The sequence below is a fragment of the Floricoccus tropicus genome, from assembly GCF_001832905.1.
GTDB classification, from domain to species: domain Bacteria; phylum Bacillota; class Bacilli; order Lactobacillales; family Streptococcaceae; genus Floricoccus; species Floricoccus tropicus.
In genome coordinates this window covers 98,581-114,406 of the sequence record NZ_MKIR01000004.1, presented here as the reverse complement: position 1 = coordinate 114,406, position 15,826 = coordinate 98,581, and the positions used below count along the sequence as shown (strand labels likewise).

Annotated in this window: 17 protein-coding genes; 14 read left to right on the top strand and 3 right to left on the bottom strand. The window is 31.9% G+C overall.

Going from position 1 to position 15,826, the window contains the following annotated elements; all coding sequences use genetic code 11:
* Positions 1–20: 20 nt before the first annotated feature.
* The 6 genes from pyrH (at position 21) to BG261_RS02810 (ending at position 3,703) form a co-directional block, all read left to right on the top strand.
* Positions 21–737 carry a UMP kinase gene (gene pyrH / locus BG261_RS02835; protein ID WP_070791659.1) on the top strand — a complete coding sequence of 239 codons (717 nt, stop codon included), beginning with the start codon at positions 21–23 and terminating at the stop codon, positions 735–737.
* A gap of 97 nt (positions 738–834) precedes the next feature.
* Positions 835–1,392 carry a ribosome recycling factor gene (gene frr / locus BG261_RS02830; RefSeq protein ID WP_070788150.1) on the top strand — a complete coding sequence of 186 codons (558 nt, stop codon included), beginning with the start codon at positions 835–837 and terminating at the stop codon, positions 1,390–1,392.
* A 61-nt stretch (positions 1,393–1,453) separates the two neighbouring features.
* Positions 1,454–2,332 carry a CvfB family protein gene (locus tag BG261_RS02825; RefSeq protein WP_070791658.1) on the top strand — a complete coding sequence of 293 codons (879 nt, stop codon included), beginning with the start codon at positions 1,454–1,456 and terminating at the stop codon, positions 2,330–2,332.
* A gap of 55 nt (positions 2,333–2,387) precedes the next feature.
* Entirely contained in the window at positions 2,388–2,900 is a 513-nt protein-coding gene (msrA, locus tag BG261_RS02820) for a peptide-methionine (S)-S-oxide reductase MsrA (protein WP_070791657.1), read from the top strand.
* A 9-nt stretch (positions 2,901–2,909) separates the two neighbouring features.
* The gene (locus tag BG261_RS02815) at positions 2,910–3,467 is read left to right on the top strand and encodes a hypothetical protein (protein WP_070791656.1); all 558 of its coding nucleotides are present in this window, start codon (positions 2,910–2,912) and stop codon (positions 3,465–3,467) included.
* 20 nt (positions 3,468–3,487) lie between these two features.
* Positions 3,488–3,703, top strand: coding sequence for a YozE family protein (locus BG261_RS02810; protein ID WP_070791655.1), 216 nt, complete (start codon positions 3,488–3,490; stop codon positions 3,701–3,703).
* A 49-nt stretch (positions 3,704–3,752) separates the two neighbouring features.
* Here the strand turns inward: BG261_RS02810 and BG261_RS02805 are convergent, their stop codons facing one another.
* The gene (locus BG261_RS02805) at positions 3,753–5,378 is read right to left on the bottom strand and encodes an ABC transporter transmembrane domain-containing protein (RefSeq protein ID WP_070791654.1); all 1,626 of its coding nucleotides are present in this window, start codon (positions 5,376–5,378) and stop codon (positions 3,753–3,755) included.
* Between the two features lie 181 nt (positions 5,379–5,559).
* Here BG261_RS02805 and BG261_RS02800 point away from each other — a divergent pair, with 181 nt between their 5' ends.
* From BG261_RS02800 to BG261_RS02785, 4 genes are all read left to right on the top strand, one after another.
* Positions 5,560–6,027, top strand: a complete 468-nt coding sequence (locus BG261_RS02800) for a GNAT family N-acetyltransferase (RefSeq protein WP_070791653.1) — start codon at positions 5,560–5,562, stop codon at positions 6,025–6,027.
* Positions 6,028–6,036: 9 nt separating this feature from the next.
* Positions 6,037–6,762, top strand: coding sequence for a carbon-nitrogen hydrolase family protein (locus BG261_RS02795; protein WP_070791652.1), 726 nt, complete (start codon positions 6,037–6,039; stop codon positions 6,760–6,762).
* Positions 6,763–6,877: 115 nt separating this feature from the next.
* Positions 6,878–7,855, top strand: a complete 978-nt coding sequence (locus tag BG261_RS02790) for a Gfo/Idh/MocA family protein (protein ID WP_070791651.1) — start codon at positions 6,878–6,880, stop codon at positions 7,853–7,855.
* A gap of 101 nt (positions 7,856–7,956) precedes the next feature.
* Positions 7,957–8,364, top strand: coding sequence for a GNAT family N-acetyltransferase (locus tag BG261_RS02785; protein ID WP_070791650.1), 408 nt, complete (start codon positions 7,957–7,959; stop codon positions 8,362–8,364).
* A 41-nt stretch (positions 8,365–8,405) separates the two neighbouring features.
* Here the strand turns inward: BG261_RS02785 and BG261_RS02780 are convergent, their stop codons facing one another.
* Positions 8,406–9,248, bottom strand: a complete 843-nt coding sequence (locus BG261_RS02780; RefSeq protein WP_158007174.1) for a polysaccharide deacetylase family protein — start codon at positions 9,246–9,248, stop codon at positions 8,406–8,408.
* Between the two features lie 113 nt (positions 9,249–9,361).
* Here BG261_RS02780 and yidD point away from each other — a divergent pair, with 113 nt between their 5' ends.
* A complete protein-coding gene (gene yidD / locus BG261_RS02775) occupies positions 9,362–9,622 on the top strand; it encodes a membrane protein insertion efficiency factor YidD (protein WP_070791649.1) in 261 nt (86 codons plus the stop codon).
* A gap of 50 nt (positions 9,623–9,672) precedes the next feature.
* On the opposite strand, the gene BG261_RS02770 is transcribed toward yidD, so the two are convergent.
* Complete coding sequence (locus BG261_RS02770; protein WP_070791648.1) at positions 9,673–10,200, bottom strand: HdeD family acid-resistance protein; 528 nt, start codon at positions 10,198–10,200, stop codon at positions 9,673–9,675.
* A gap of 363 nt (positions 10,201–10,563) precedes the next feature.
* Here BG261_RS02770 and BG261_RS02765 point away from each other — a divergent pair, with 363 nt between their 5' ends.
* The 3 genes from BG261_RS02765 to murC are packed head-to-tail and all read left to right on the top strand — an operon-like array spanning position 10,564 to position 15,740.
* Complete coding sequence (locus BG261_RS02765; protein WP_070791647.1) at positions 10,564–13,680, top strand: DEAD/DEAH box helicase; 3,117 nt, start codon at positions 10,564–10,566, stop codon at positions 13,678–13,680.
* Between the two features lie 58 nt (positions 13,681–13,738).
* On the top strand, positions 13,739–14,380 hold the full coding sequence (locus BG261_RS02760; protein ID WP_070791646.1) for a hypothetical protein: 642 nt from the start codon (positions 13,739–13,741) through the stop codon (positions 14,378–14,380).
* A 28-nt stretch (positions 14,381–14,408) separates the two neighbouring features.
* Positions 14,409–15,740 (top strand): UDP-N-acetylmuramate--L-alanine ligase, encoded by a 1,332-nt coding sequence (murC, locus tag BG261_RS02755; protein WP_070791645.1) that lies wholly within the window; start codon positions 14,409–14,411, stop codon positions 15,738–15,740.
* Positions 15,741–15,826: the final 86 nt, after the last annotated feature.

Sequence of the window (15,826 nt, the reverse complement as noted above, 5' to 3'; positions counted from 1 at the left end):
ATTTTGTACAGGAGAGTGTAATGGTAGAGCCAAAATATAAACGTGTTGTATTGAAACTTAGTGGAGAAGCATTAGCTGGTGAACAAGGATTTGGAATCAATCCAATAGTTGTAAAAGGAATTGCTCAAGAATTAAAAGAAGTTCATGATTTAGGTGTAGAAATTGCTATCGTTGTTGGTGGTGGTAATATCTGGCGTGGTCAAACAGGGGCAAGTTTAGGTATGGAACGTGCTCAAGCTGACTACATGGGTATGCTTGCAACAATTATGAATGCTTTAGCACTTCAAGATACTCTTGAAAATGAAGGAGTACCAACTCGTGTTCAGTCTTCAATTGATATGCGTCAAATTGCTGAACCATATATCCGTCGTCGTGCAGAACGTCATTTGGAAAAAAATCGAGTTGTAATCTTTGCTGGTGGAACTGGTAATCCATACTTCTCAACAGATACAACAAGTGCATTACGTGCTGCCGAAATTAATGCAGATGTGATCTTAATGGCTAAAAATGGTGTTGACGGAGTTTATAACGCTGATCCAAATAAAGATGAAAATGCAGTTAAATTTGAGCATCTAACTCATATGGATGTAATTTCTAAAGGATTACAAGTTATGGATTCAACAGCAAGTACTTTGTCAATGGATAATGATATTCCTTTAGTAGTCTTTAATTTAAATGAAGAAGGAAATATTCGTCGTGCAGTTCTTGGTGAAAACATCGGAACAACTGTAGATTAAAATATTAGTCAATAGTAATTAGTATAAAATGCTAATTACCTTAATGAATCTAATGAACAAAACAAATAATAAAATTTAACAGGAGAAATTTAATAAAATGTCAAATGAAATTTTAACAACTGCTAAAGAAAGAATGGAGCAATCAGAAGCTAGTTTACTTCGCGAATTTGGAAGTATCCGTGCTGGTCGTGCAAATGCGAGTCTTTTAGACCGTATTCAAGTTGAATATTATGGCGCACCAACTCCATTAAATCAATTAGCTTCGATTTCAATTCCAGAAGCGCGTGTGCTTATTGTCACACCTTTTGATAAATCTTCAATCAAAGATGTTGAACATGCAATCAATGCATCTGATCTAGGTATTACTCCTCAATCAGACGGTACTATGATTCGTTTGGTTATTCCACAACTTACTGAAGAACGTCGTAAAGACTTAGCTAAAGAAGTTAAAAAAGTTGCTGAGGGAGCTAAGGTTGCAGTTCGTAACATTCGTCGTGATGCAATGGATACTGCTAAGAGACAAGAAAAAAATAAAGAAATCACTGAAGATGAACTTCGCGGATTAGAAAAAGATATTCAAAATCTTACTGATAAATCTGTTGAAAAAATCGACAAATTAACAAAAGATAAAGAAACAGAATTACTAGACGTATAGTCTAAATTAATTGAGAAGGCTGGGGCTTGCCCAGTCTTTTTTCCACAAAGGAGGAATGCTAATGAATGAATTACTAGCAACTCAGGTGACAGCAATTGTTACTGGAGAAAATGAACAAAGTTACTTTTTACAAAAGAATGGACAAACCTTATTACTTGATAAGTCTGAAGGTGAACATGGTATAGGTGATGCTGTTAAGGTATTTATCTATACTGATAAGAAACAAAAACCAAAAGCTACAACAGTATTACCAACTGCTAGTCGTGAGAACTACGGCTGGGGTACAGTTACTGATGTCAGAAAAGACCTTGGTGTTTTCGTAAATATTGGTTTACCTGATAAGGATGTTGTAATTTCGCTGGATAATTTACCAGAATTGAAAAATTTATGGCCAAAAGTTGATGATAAATTATATGTTAAACTTGACGTGGATGCTAAAGATAGAATTTGGGCAACACTTGCTGATAATGAAGTATTTAGAGGAATCGCAGGTAGAGCATATAACAATATGCAAGACCAGGACTTAAAAGCGATTGTTTACCGATTGAAACTATCTGGTACATTTGTTTATCTTCCAGAGAATAATATGCTTGGCTTTATTCACCCATCAGAACGTTTCTCAGAGCCTCGTCTAGGTGAAGAACTAAATGTACGAGTTATTGGTTATCGTGATGTAGATAAGGCTTTAAACCTCAGTATCAAGCCTCGCTCACATGAGATGCTAGATAACGATGGACAAATGATTTTAGCCTATCTTGAAGGTGCTGGAGGATTCATGTCTCTAAACGATAAAAGTTCACCAGATGATATCAAAGCAACTTTTGGAATCAGTAAAGGTCAATTCAAGAAGGCATTAGGTGGTCTTATGAAGGCTAAAAAAGTAAAACAAGATGAGTTTGGAACTGAATTAATTTCTAATCCAAGTCAACCTACTGAATAAATAATTAGAAATTTTTCTAATATAAGATAGTGATTGTAAAGTAAAGGAGAAGATTATGAAAGAACGTGCAATATTTGCTGGTGGCTGTTTCTGGTGTATGGTTCAACCTTTTGAAGAACAAGATGGTATCATTAGTGTGCTTTCGGGCTACACTGGCGGAACTACTGCTAATCCAACTTACGAAGATGTATTGACTCATAAAACAGGTCATACTGAGGCGATAGAAATAATTTTTGATAATGATGTTATTGATTATAAAGATTTAGTGGAACTATATTGGCAACAAACAGATCCTACTGATGCTTTTGGACAATTTCAAGATCGTGGTGACAACTATCGACCAGTTATTTTCTATGAAGATGACAGACAAAAAGAAATTGCTGAAGAAAGTAAGAAGCAACTGCAAGAATCAGGTCTTTTTGATAAACCTATTGTGACGACAATTGAACCAGCTCAAACTTTCTATCCTGCTGAAGAATACCATCAAGCCTTTTACAAAAAAGATCCTCTACGTTATGCCCTATCTAGTGGCTTACGCCATAAATTTTTAGAAGAAAAATGGAAGTAGAAATGTAATATGGGATTTTTTGATAGATTTAAGAAAAAAATTGAAGATATAAATAATAATGATGCTGATATTGAAGAGCTAGACCAAGAATTTTATATTGATGATAAAGAAATGGCTCATGATGAATGGATAAGTATGGCTCAAAATATCCTTATCAATTCAGTCAAGGCAGTTTCAAAAGAATGTGAAAGAGCATTTGTTCTAATCAACTTTAAAACTCCAGAGTTCAAAGTAATTTACCAAATAGACAAAAAAATTGTTTCTATTGACCAATTAAAAGACGACTATCAAGAAAAATTACGTAGTCAACTTTTACCACAGGCTGAAAGCGTCGTTGATTATATCAATGAAACTCTATCTGATGCAGGACTAGTGGTTTTTGATTATGCTGAACTCCAATTTGAAACAGCAAGTAATGCTTGGTTTTCACATATTATTTGGGATGAGGAAAATGAAATTAGTTCTTTTGATGAGCTATATGATGGTTGGTTTGAACTTTTAAGTCAAGTAGCTCCTAATCAGGCACTTGATAGTGATGTATCCCTTCCTTGGTATCCTGAAGTATAAAACAAAGGAATAATTAAAAAATGAGACGAAGTTTTTACCAATATTTAATGACCAAAAAAGCTCATAAGGAAGTAGATGATGTCACAAAACTTGCAAATTTAGTTTTTGAAGACACTGCATTTCCTAAACATACTTCTGATTTTGAAGAAGTGAGCAATTATCTAGAAACTCATGCTGATTTCACCTTTAATTTATCAAAATTTGATGAAATATGGCAAGAGTATTTAGAAAGTTAAAAAACAGCGCATGCTGTTTTTTATTTTTATATTTATGAAGTTAATAAATTTATAGCAATATTTTCTGACTAATGTATTCATCGAAATCGTTACCATGGCTTATAATGAGAGAAGTCATTTGGTATTTTTGTAAGTATATATTTAAGTGATAAATAAATTTTTGAGCAAGTTCTCGGTTAAGAGCACTTGTTGGCTCGTCAAGAATAATAAACTGTGGCTTGCGAATTAATATACGTGCAAGTTCAATTCTTTGCTTTTGACCACCACTAATATTATTTCCATTTTCAGATAAAATAAAATCTACTCCTTTTTCATCAATAAGTTCATCAAGCTGACATACTTTTATAATTTCCTTAAGCTCATTGTCAGTGAAATTATCATCTAGTAAAATATTTTCCCTTATCGTTCCTTGAAAGATAAACGCATCTTGCTGAGATTTTAATATTTTTGAATAATAGTCTTGTTTATTGAATGAGAAAATTGAAGAATTATTCCATTCAATTTGTCCCGAGAAGCTCTTTTCATAAACATCAGTCATTAATAAATTTGCGAGTGTTGATTTGCCAACTCCGCTTTTTCCTTTGATTAAGATACTTTCTCCTTTTTTAATAATAAAATTTAGATTTTTAAGTATTGATTGATCATTTCTAAAGGAAAAATAATCGCTTGAAAAGTTAAATTGTTTAAAATCATCGGGAGCTGTAGCTAAATCTATATTTTGTTCTTGATAATCATAAAATTCTTTGACTCTATTTTGCATTTTTATAGCAGCTTTTCTTTTATTTATGGAATCAGATATAACTCGAATTGGTGTATCAAGTTGACCAGTAAGACTATAGACTGCCATAATTGAACCAACAGTCATTGTTCCATTAGCAACGTATATACTAGCCATAATAACTGCAATGATTGGTAATATAAAAGCGATGATGATAGAAGTACCAACATACATTGCAAAATAAAAAGATATTTTCTTGTTGACTGGAATTTTTTCATTATCTATTCTTTCGCTAATTTTATTAGAGAAAAAGTTTTCTTTTTTCAACTGCTTTATATCATTTATACCCTGTAAACTCTCAAGTATATCTTGATTAAGTTGACCAGTAATTTCTTGGTCTTCTACACTATATTGAGTCATTTTCTTACCCATTTTATTAACAATATAAAAACAAAAAAGTGACAGGAAAAGAATCACAAGAGCAATTGATAATCTATAGTGAATCATCATAATAAAAGTACATGTAAAGGTAGATAATTGTACAAGAAAAAGTACAATACCTTGACCATTCCATTCACTTATTTTAGAACTATCATTCATTATTCTAGAAGATATATCACCATTTTGAATGCTGTCAAAGTATATTTTTTCTTTATGAAGTATACTTGTGTAAAGAAATTTTATAAGTGAAAAATTTTCCATTTGAAATAATAGTCTCAGAAAATATTGAGACAGGAAAGTAATTGCTACATAGATAATTAGAGAAAATAAAATTAATTTTAGATTTCCAAATAGTTTATCTTTATCTTGATTAACAAGGGCATCAATAATTATTTGTATTTGATAGATAAGATAGAGATTGAGGAGGGAGCGGGATACAATTGTGAGAAAACTAATAAACTGAATCTTTTTAAGGTCTTTGTACGTCGCACGAATTTTACTGTCAAAATATTCCATATGATACCTCTCTTTATTAAAAAATGATGAGTGAATAAAAAACAGCCTATTCCTTCATTATACCCTTAAGTCTGAAAAAGTAACGTCTGTTTTTTCAATTTTTATTGTGCTATAATATATGTAAAGAAAGATATATAGCGATACTTGCAAATATGCAAGTTTTTTAATTTTAGAGGGTATTATGAAATTAAAATTATATGAAGATAGTAATTTTTCAAAAGTCAGTAATTATTTTTTAAAAGATGCATATTATACTGCCCACCCAATAGATACACTAAAAATATCTGTAAATAATAAAAAATATCATCCAGTTCTATCTTTAGATAATGATGATAACTTGATATGCTTCTTTGTTTTAGATGAAGGTAGTGATAAATTTAAGTATACTGAAGAGAACGATTCACTTTTACTTAGAGCTTTTTCAACAGATAGTAAATATTTGAGAAAAGGGTATGCGACTAAAACAATTGAATCACTCGCTGAATTTGTTAAGAAAGAGTTTCCTGAAATTAAACAAATAGTACTGGGAGTCAATGAAAAAAATCTCTCAGCAATAAGTCTTTATCTAAAAACAGGATTCAAAGACTCAGGGGATAGATTCCTTGGTAAAAAAGGATATCAGAAGGTCTTGTTAAAAGATATAAAATGAGGTATTGAAATGAAATTAGTATTAACATCGACACAGTTTCTAAATAATCAACTTTCCGTAAATATTAAAAACTTGCAAGAAATATCTTCAAAGTACCATAATAAAGATATCGATTTTATATGTTTTGGCGAAGCATATCTCCAAGGCTTTGATGGGCTTACTTGGAATATTAATGAGGATATAAATCGAGCCCTGTCAATAGAAGACAAGGTTATTACTGATTTACAAGAATATTCTAAGATAAATAATATTGGTCATGCTTTTGGATATATTGAAAAAGATAGTGGTAAACTTTATAGTTCATATATTGTAATTGATAAAAATGGGGAAATTTTGGCTAATTATCGTAGAATTTCGCAAGGCTGGAAAGTGGAAGAAGCAGATCCAACTGTTTATTTACATAATTCATCAAAAACTGTCTTCTTTAATTACGAAGGTAAAAAAATTGGTTTGGGACTATGTGGAGATTTTTGGGAACATCCGGGAATATACGCAGATCTCGAAGCAGATCTGTATATTTGGCCAGTATTCATTGATTACACGAAAAAAGAGTGGGAAGAGGGTGCTCAAAAAGAGTATGCTGATCAAGCGTTATTAGTAGGAAAAAATGTCGCAATGATTAATTCAGCTTATCCAAATCAAGCTTACGGTGGTTCAACATATTTTGTAGATGGAAATGTTGAAGCTTATTCGCCAATGGGATCTTATGAAGACTTAATAATTGAATTTAGATAAATGAAACCTCCCACGGGTTTCATTTTGTTGTTTAAGGGAAGTATTTCTAATATAATTATGTATATAAATATATTAGAAATTATAAAAATAAATTAAAGAGAAAGAAGTTAATTAAATGAAAGATTTAAGATGGGCAACTTTAGGTACTGGAATTATTGCAAATCAATTGGCACAAGCATTGGAAGCGCGTGGTCAAAAAATATATTCAGTTGCTAATAGGACACATTCAAAAGGTATTGAATTTGCTGAAAAGTATGGAATTGAAAAAGTTTACAATAATATTGATGATGTATTTGATGATGAAAATGTAGATATTATTTATATTTCAACACCTCATAACACCCACATTGAATACTTGAGAAAGGCTTTAAAGGCAGGGAAACATGTTCTTTGTGAAAAATCGATTACCCTTAATTCAGAGGAATTGGACGAAGCAATAGAGTTAGCACGTGAAAATAATGTTATTCTGGCAGAGGCCATGACTATTTTCCATATGCCTATCTACAAAGAGTTGAACAAGATAATTGAATCAGGGAAATTAGGTAAACTTAGACTTATTCAAATGAACTTTGGAAGCTTTAAAGAATACGATATGACGAATAGGTTCTTTAACCGCAATCTTGCAGGTGGTGCCCTCCTTGATATCGGAGTTTACGCCTTATCATTCGTTCGTTGGTTCATGTCTTCTAAACCAAATGAAATTTTATCCCAAGTGAAATATGCTGAAACTGGGGTGGATGAGCAGGCTAGCATTTTATTGAAAAATGATGAAGAGGAGATGGCGACTGTTATTTTGTCCCTTCATGCAAAACAACCAAAACGTGCAACTATCTCTTTTGAAAAAGGATATGTCGAAATTTATGAATACCCTCGTGGTCAAGAAGCTATTATCACTTATGTGGCTGACGATAGTAAGGAAATAATCAAAGCAGGTGATACAGAAAAAGCTTTGCAGTATGAAGTGGCTGATATGGAGGAAGCTGTAGCAGGTGCTGAAAATAATATGCATCTTGACTATACAAAGGACGTGATGGATATAATGACACAATTAAGAAATGATTGGGGAATGGTGTATCCAGAAGAGGAAAAATAAAAAAATATGGTACAATAATGAAAATACTGAAAGGTGGTAACCATATGGATAAGTTGAGAATTAACCTTTAATTTTTTAGACTAAAATTAAAGGAGAAGAAAATGATCGAATATAAGACGAGTGAAAAGATTGATACAAAACAGGTGCTGGATCTCTATGAAAATGTAGGATGGATTTTATATACCAGATATCCAGAAAAACTAGTGCAGGCATTGGAGCAATCGCTTTTCATTCTTGAAGCTTGGGAAAATGAAAGACTAATTGGCTTAGTGCGAGTGGTAGGGGATGGTATTACAATAATATATATTCAAGACTTATTGGTTTTAGAAGACTATCAGGGTCAAGGAATTGGTAGTCAGCTATTAACTAATGTTTTTGACAAGTATTCTAATGTTAGACAAAAAGTATTATTGACTGATGATACTATCAAAACGAGAAAATTCTACGAAAAACTTGGTATGCATTCAACAGATGATGGCTATACATTAGGTTTTTACAAGAGTAATTAGTAAAAAAATACAATTTATCATTAAAGATAAATTGTATTTTTTTATTGACCTTGGTTGATTAAATTCATAAATGATTGTGCATCATTTCCATAAGCGACACGGACTCTATTTAGAGTAAAGAGACCATTGCTGGCACTTGCTAATCCTGGATTAGTAGTAATGCCTAATTTATAACCTGCATTTTTGGCAAGCTCTGGAGTAGAATCATTATATCGTCCAGATGGGTAGCAAATAACACTTGTATCTTGTTGTAGTAATTCATCTAATCCCTTTTTTGAAGCTTCGAGTTGATACTTGGCAACGTCAGGTGCCGCATACTGCATATCAATATGATCCATTGTATGACTTTCAAGTGAAATAAGCTTATCTTTATTAATTTGTTGAAGCATATCATCTGTCATTTTATCAACACCATCTTTCATATTGAAAATGATATTAATTGTTGCTTTCATATTTAGTTTATCAAGAATTGGTTTGGCGTTTTTCATATTGTCAACATAACCATCATCCAAAGTTACCCATACAATTTTTTCTGCAGGTTTTTCATTTTTTGTTAATACTCTATACGCTTCCTCCGGGCTTAAAGTATAATAACCAGCATCATGTAAGGATTGCATTTGTTCTTCAAATTCCTTTTGTGGTACAAAAAGAGTATTTCCATCAACAACTTCAGAAATATGGTGATACATTAAGATTGGAAATTTAATCTCATCATCATATTTTTTCCAAGTGTTTTTGTCATTCTCTTTTTTCTTTGCTTTTTTATCCGTGCTTTGCTCTTTTTTTGCTTCAAAAAAATTATGTTCTGATGTTTGTCTATTTGAACTATAAAAAAACCTATATGCCAGAACAGCTATGAGAGCAATAGATAAAACTGCTACCATAATTTTTAATATTTTTTCTTTATTCATACTGATATTATATCACTAAATAAATTCAAATGACTAATCATTTATTGTAATTAATGTTAGAATATAAAAATATAAAGGTGGAGTAAATGAAAAATATTCTATTAAAATTTGTGAAATTTTATCAGAGGAGAATCTCTCCATTAACACCAGCATCATGTCGTTATCACCCAACATGTTCAAACTACATGATTGATGCAATTAAAATTCATGGTGCATTTTTTGGAACAATAATGGGGATAGCTAGAATACTAAGGTGTAACCCTTTTGTCAAAGGTGGGGTCGATTATGTGCCAGCTAAATTTTCTCTTAGAAGGAATCCTGATAGAATTTATATTGAAAAAAAATAGGCTCGTATATAAATACGGGCTTATTTTTTTATTGAAATAAATACTTGTAATTAAATTTCATCAGATGGGAGCATGAAACCACTTAGGATAGTTGCAATACCTTCAGATACTAGGAAAATTCCTACAAACCAAATAAATGAAGCAGCTGACACACCCCAGTTAAGAAGCATTGAAACACCAGCAAAGATACCAAATACACCTACTAATACTAAGAGAACGCGACTTAAACCGCTTATTCCGAATCCTGAAAATGCAAGGCTTAAATTAGAGACAGAGAGGAAAATGATCCAAAAAGCAAACATGAGTGCTATTGTTCCTGCGGCAGTGTCAGGCGAAAACAAGAAAATCAAACCAACAATTGCATTTAGAAACATATCAAGTATTTCTCTACTACGTAGTTCTTTGAACCTAGTTGTAAATGCAATATATCCAGCAATTACAGCATTTATAATACTAAAAACTCCAACGATAATAATAATTGCTTCAAGTGAATGAGCTGGATGAACTAATGCAATTATTCCGAGAATAGCCATCACAATACCTGCAATGATTAATCCCCTTTTTTCCTTTTTAAACATGATAATCTCCTTTAAATATTACTTTAGAAATATTTTTGTAACATTCCTTACAAAGTTAGAATAATATAAAATATTTTATGTGTCAAAAAAATGGCTCTCCTTTTTATTTTGATGAACAAATAAAAAAAAACCGCCAAATTAATGACGGAACAAACATAAAAAGTGTACAAAATCGATTATATCATAAAAAAATTTTTGTTAAAGAAAAAACTTATTATTTATAAAAAAAACACAAATAAAAACACAAAAATTTATAACCTTTATTCTCATTATTACATATTGTGAAAAATATGGAAATTTTGTAACAAATATGTTATAATATTCGCAAACTAAATGGGATATTTAACTAAAGGTGTGTGAACGATGAGTAGAATGATGCCTGCTTACATTAGAGCAGAAGGAATAGAGTTATACGAGCAAAATCAGATTGCAGATGTCTCAGTTGGAAAAATGATTCTATCTGCGAATGTTGCGGGTCAAAATGTGGCATATGATTTAGATGGTGAAAATGATTTTTGTAGTTGTGATTTTTTTGCAACTAAGAAATATTGTCAACACATTGCTGCAATTGAAGAATACTTAAAACAAGATAAAAAAGCAGATGATTCAAATCAAATTTTAGAGACAGCTGAAAAAACACAAAAACTTAATAAAGAACTTCTTTTTGGCACGCAATTTTTGAAAAATATAAATGAAAGTGATGATGATTATGAAGATAGCTTAAGTCTTGAGGTAGAAGCATTCGAGACTTCAGCATCAAGTCAATTTTTCTATCATGGCGATTCAATTGCCCTTACAATAAAGATAAAAGCAGCTAAAGCAAGTCGTTCGTATGTAGTGAAAGATATACCTTTGTTTCTCAATGTAATTCAAAGAGGAGATATTTATCAACTTGGTCGAGATTACTTAGTGAGGCTTAACTTAGAAAACTTTGACGACAGTTCACAGGATTTTATTAGATTATTAATTGAACTTTCTCCAAGTGACCTTTTATTGGAAAGTGACATGTATCAAAAAAATGGTCGTTTTCTTGTTCTTTCTTATAGCATGCTTGAATCAGTTCTTGATTCTGCATATCTTTTGTCTGATTTCAAAATATCAGTTGCATCATCAGAGCTTAACTTCTTTTCCTTTATACCACTTGATAAAGATGCAAGATTATTTAAGTTTAAAGTAACACCTGGTGACAATAGTATAAGTTTAAGAATTGATAAAAAAGACTATAAAGAATTTTATTCAAGTAAGGTACTTTATTATGAAAATTTCTTTTATAAACTAACAATTGAACAAGCAAAGCTCATAAATCAATTAAAAAAACTTTATGAAGATTTTGAATTTCAAGAAAATCCAGTTATAAATTTTGATTATAGTGATAAAGATGAGTTGTCTTTAAGTCTTGAAAAATTTGAATCTATTGGAAGTGTAGAGGCCAATAAATCATTCAGAATTAGAAAATTTGAGCCAAAGTTTTATTTTGATTTAACAAATAGACTGGAATTATCATTAGTCTTTGATTATGGGAACTTTGAAGTTTCTTCAATTCAAGAGTTAGAAACTTTAGATTTTTCAAGGGATCTTTTGAAAGAGAAAAAAATCTTCACTTGTATGGCAAACACTGGTTTTCCAAAAGGATTTGAGTCATCACAGCCAATTCCTTTTAATGAAGATTTATACAATTTCTTCACTAAGACTGTTCCAAAATTTGAAAGATTAGGTACGGTTGAATTTTCACCTGCCTTAAAAAATATCAGAGTTGAAGCAAGTGATGAACTTGAAATTACAACAAGTGGTAACCTACTTGACATTAGATTTGATTTGCCAGATATTGCTGACTCGGAACTCGAAAAAGTCATCAAGAAACTACAAGCAAATGAGGATCATTACATAACTCAATCAGGGAAAGTTTTACTTTTTGATAAAAAGAACTTCCAACCGATTAGAAATGTTTTAAATGAGTTAGGTGATAGTATTCAGACAGAAGATGGACGACTTACTTTACCATCATATAGAACTTTCCAAATAGCTAAAATATTTGAAAATGTCGAATCAGTCAAATATTCGGATGAATTTAAAAACCTTTATACAGATTTAACACATCCAGAGGAGTTCCCACTTGAAATTCCTGACAACATAAATGCTAGTTTACGTAATTATCAGATTGATGGAGTTAAGTGGATGAAGATGCTTACCAGTCATCATATGGGTGGTATTTTGGCTGATGATATGGGGCTAGGTAAAACATTACAAGCTATTACTTATTTAACATCAAGCATGCAAGATGACGATAAGACCATAATAGTCGCACCATCTAGTTTGATTTATAACTGGGAAAGTGAGTTTCACAAATTTTCACCAGATATGGAAGTAGTGGTCGTTGAAGGAACTAAAAAATATCGTCAAGAAGTCATCAAAGAAGATCATCAAGTATATATTACGAGTTACGGCTCATTCCTTAAGGATTTAGAAGATTATCAAGAAAAAAATCTTAAATTTTTACTTATGGATGAAGCTCAGACGGTAAAAAATGCCCAAAGTAAGACAAATAAGGCACTCTCTCGTTTGAAAGTTGAAACGGTCTTCGCCTTGAGTGGCACTCCAATTGAAAATCGTTTAGAGGAAATGTGGGCACTTTTCAATATTGTGATGCCAGGTTTATTTGGAAATAAGAAAAAGTTTACTAAATCAACACCTGAAAGTATTTCAAGAGCAATTAAACCATTTGTAATGAGACGTAAAAAAGACGATGTGCTAAAAGAGTTGCCAGACAAACTTGAAATGATTCATTATAGTGAGTTAGCTGATGATCAAAAAGTTATTTACATGGCTCAACTCCAATCAATGCAAGATAGAATTCGATTGATGAACAAAGAAGAATTCAATAGGAGTAAGATTGAAATCCTATCAGGAATTACTAGATTACGTCAGATTTGTGATACCCCTGCACTATTTATGCCAGATTATACAGGTAAAAGTGGTAAGATTGAAGTTCTTACAAGTCTTCTTGAACAAATTAAGGAAAGTGGACATCGACCACTGATCTTTTCTCAGTTTACTAAGATGTTTGGCTTCATAGAAGAAGAGATGGAGAAAGTAGGACTTTCAAGCTATAAGTTAACAGGTTCAACACCAGCTAAAGAGCGTTTAGATATGGTCAAAGCCTTCAATGCAGGAAGTCGTGATGCTTTCTTGATTTCATTAAAGGCAGGCGGAATGGGACTAAATCTGACAAGTGCAGATGTTGTAATTCTTGTCGATTTATGGTGGAATCCTTCAGTAGAAGAGCAAGCTATCTCAAGAGCTCATAGGATGGGGCAAAAGAGTACTGTTGAGGTTATTAGGCTAATTACCCGTGGAACTATTGAAGAAAAAATTAAAGAAATCCAAAGCAAAAAACAAGACTTAGTAACTACTGTGTTAGATGGCGGTTTATCTAATCGTAATATTACTGAAGATGAAATTATGGAAATTCTCGGTTTATAACTTTAAAAGCGGTTATATTTAGGTTATAATTAAAAAATAAATAAAGGACGTATTAGTTATGACAGAAAAAATTAGAAAAGTTCAATTTCCATATATCGGTGATGATGAGTCTTTGGAAATTGATGATAAAGTACTCTACACAAACGATGATATATTAACCAAAATTCCTTCTGGAAAAGTAGAAAATAAATATTCAAATTCAAGAACAACAAATATTAGAAAAGTTTCTACATCTGCGTCAAAGACGGGTCAAAATTTTTATGGAACAAAGGATGTTTTTAATCAAAATGATGTTCCAAGAAAAAAAGATTCTACAAAAAAAGAAAGCTTTTTACCTAAAGAGTCGAAGACTATGCATAAAAAAGCGAAGTATGTAGCTCCAGAACGACCAAAAGGATATGTCTATCCAACTGAAAGACAAGAAACGATTTCACCTAAAAAGGAACTTAAGCAGCACCCACTTGGTGAAAGAAAGCTCCCACAGGATGACACACTTATTACTGTTGGCAAAAAGTTTGAAGCAACAAAAGACTCAGCAGATGGTACAAAATTGACAAGAACAAGAAAAGATTTTGATACACTTGCTCAAGAGTCAATTTCTGCTCAAGAGAGAAAGAATAAATTGGCAAATGGTGACAAAGAACAAGACGACTATTTTGAAAAAAAGAGACAGTTGCTATCAATGCCAGAAAATAATTAGTAGAAGTAATTAAAAAGAAGGAAGAGAAATGTCAAAAAAATATCATTTTATTGGAATCAAAGGTGCAGGAATGAGTGCACTTGCATTGTTATTAAGTCAAATGGGAGAAGAAGTTCAAGGGAGTGATAGTACTGATTACTATTTTACTCAACGTGGATTAGAACTTGTTGATATTCCAATATTACCTTTTGATGAAAAAAATATCACTGCTGATGTGGAATTAATAGCAGGGAATGCCTTTCATGCTTCTAATAATGTTGAAATTGCTTTTGCTGAGAAGAATGGATTTAAATATAAAAGATACCATGAGTTTTTGGGAGAGTTTATGAAACGCTTTACAAGTATCGGAGTTGCTGGTGCTCATGGTAAAACGAGTACAACTGGGCTTCTTTCACATGTTCTCAATTATGCAACTAATGCAAGTTACTTAATTGGTGATGGTACTGGTAAAGGTGATGCAGAAAGCGAGTATTTTGTATTTGAGAGTGATGAATATGAACGTCATTTCATGCCCTATCATCCAGAATACTCAATTATTACTAATGTCGACTTTGACCATCCAGACTACTTTACTGATGTTGAAGATGTATATTCTGCCTTCTATGACTATGCAAATCAAGTTACAAAAGGAGTATTCGCATATGGAGAAGATGAGCATTTAAGAAGACTTGAGACTAAAGCTCCACTTTATTTCTATGGTTTCGAAGACAATGATGATTATATTGCTAAAAATGTTGAGAGAACAACTGATGGATCAACTTTTGACGCATACTATCATGATGAGAAGCTTGGTACGTTCAAAGTTCCAACTTTTGGTAAACACAATGTATTGAACGCTCTTGCTGTTGTAGGAGTTGCACATCAAATCGGTTTTGACCTTGAGGATATTAAGGAGCACATGCTCACATTCCCCGGAGTAAAACGCCGCTTTACAGAAAAGAAAATAAATGATGTTGTGATTATTGATGACTTTGCTCATCATCCAACAGAAATAGCAGCTACTATTGATGCAGCTAGACAAAAGTATCCTGAAAGAGAAATTGTAGCAGTTTTCCAACCACATACATTTACAAGAACGATTGCTCTAATTGATGAATTTGCAGAGAGTCTAAATCTTGCTGATGCTGTTTATCTTGCTGAAATTTATGGATCTGCTCGTGAAGTAGATCATGGTGATGTGAAAATATCTGATTTGGCTGAAAAGATAGAGAAACCTGCTCAAGTTGTAACTGTAGATAATGTATCTCCACTTTTAAATCATGAGAATGCAGTATACGTATTCATGGGTGCTGGAGATATTCAAAAATATGAATATGCCTTTGAAAAATTATTAGCACAATTAACTAATAATGTTCAATAATATTAAAAGGTTCGCAAGATAGCGAACTTTTTTTATAAATTATAATAAAGGAATTGAATATTAAAAATACATCATAAGACTTATGA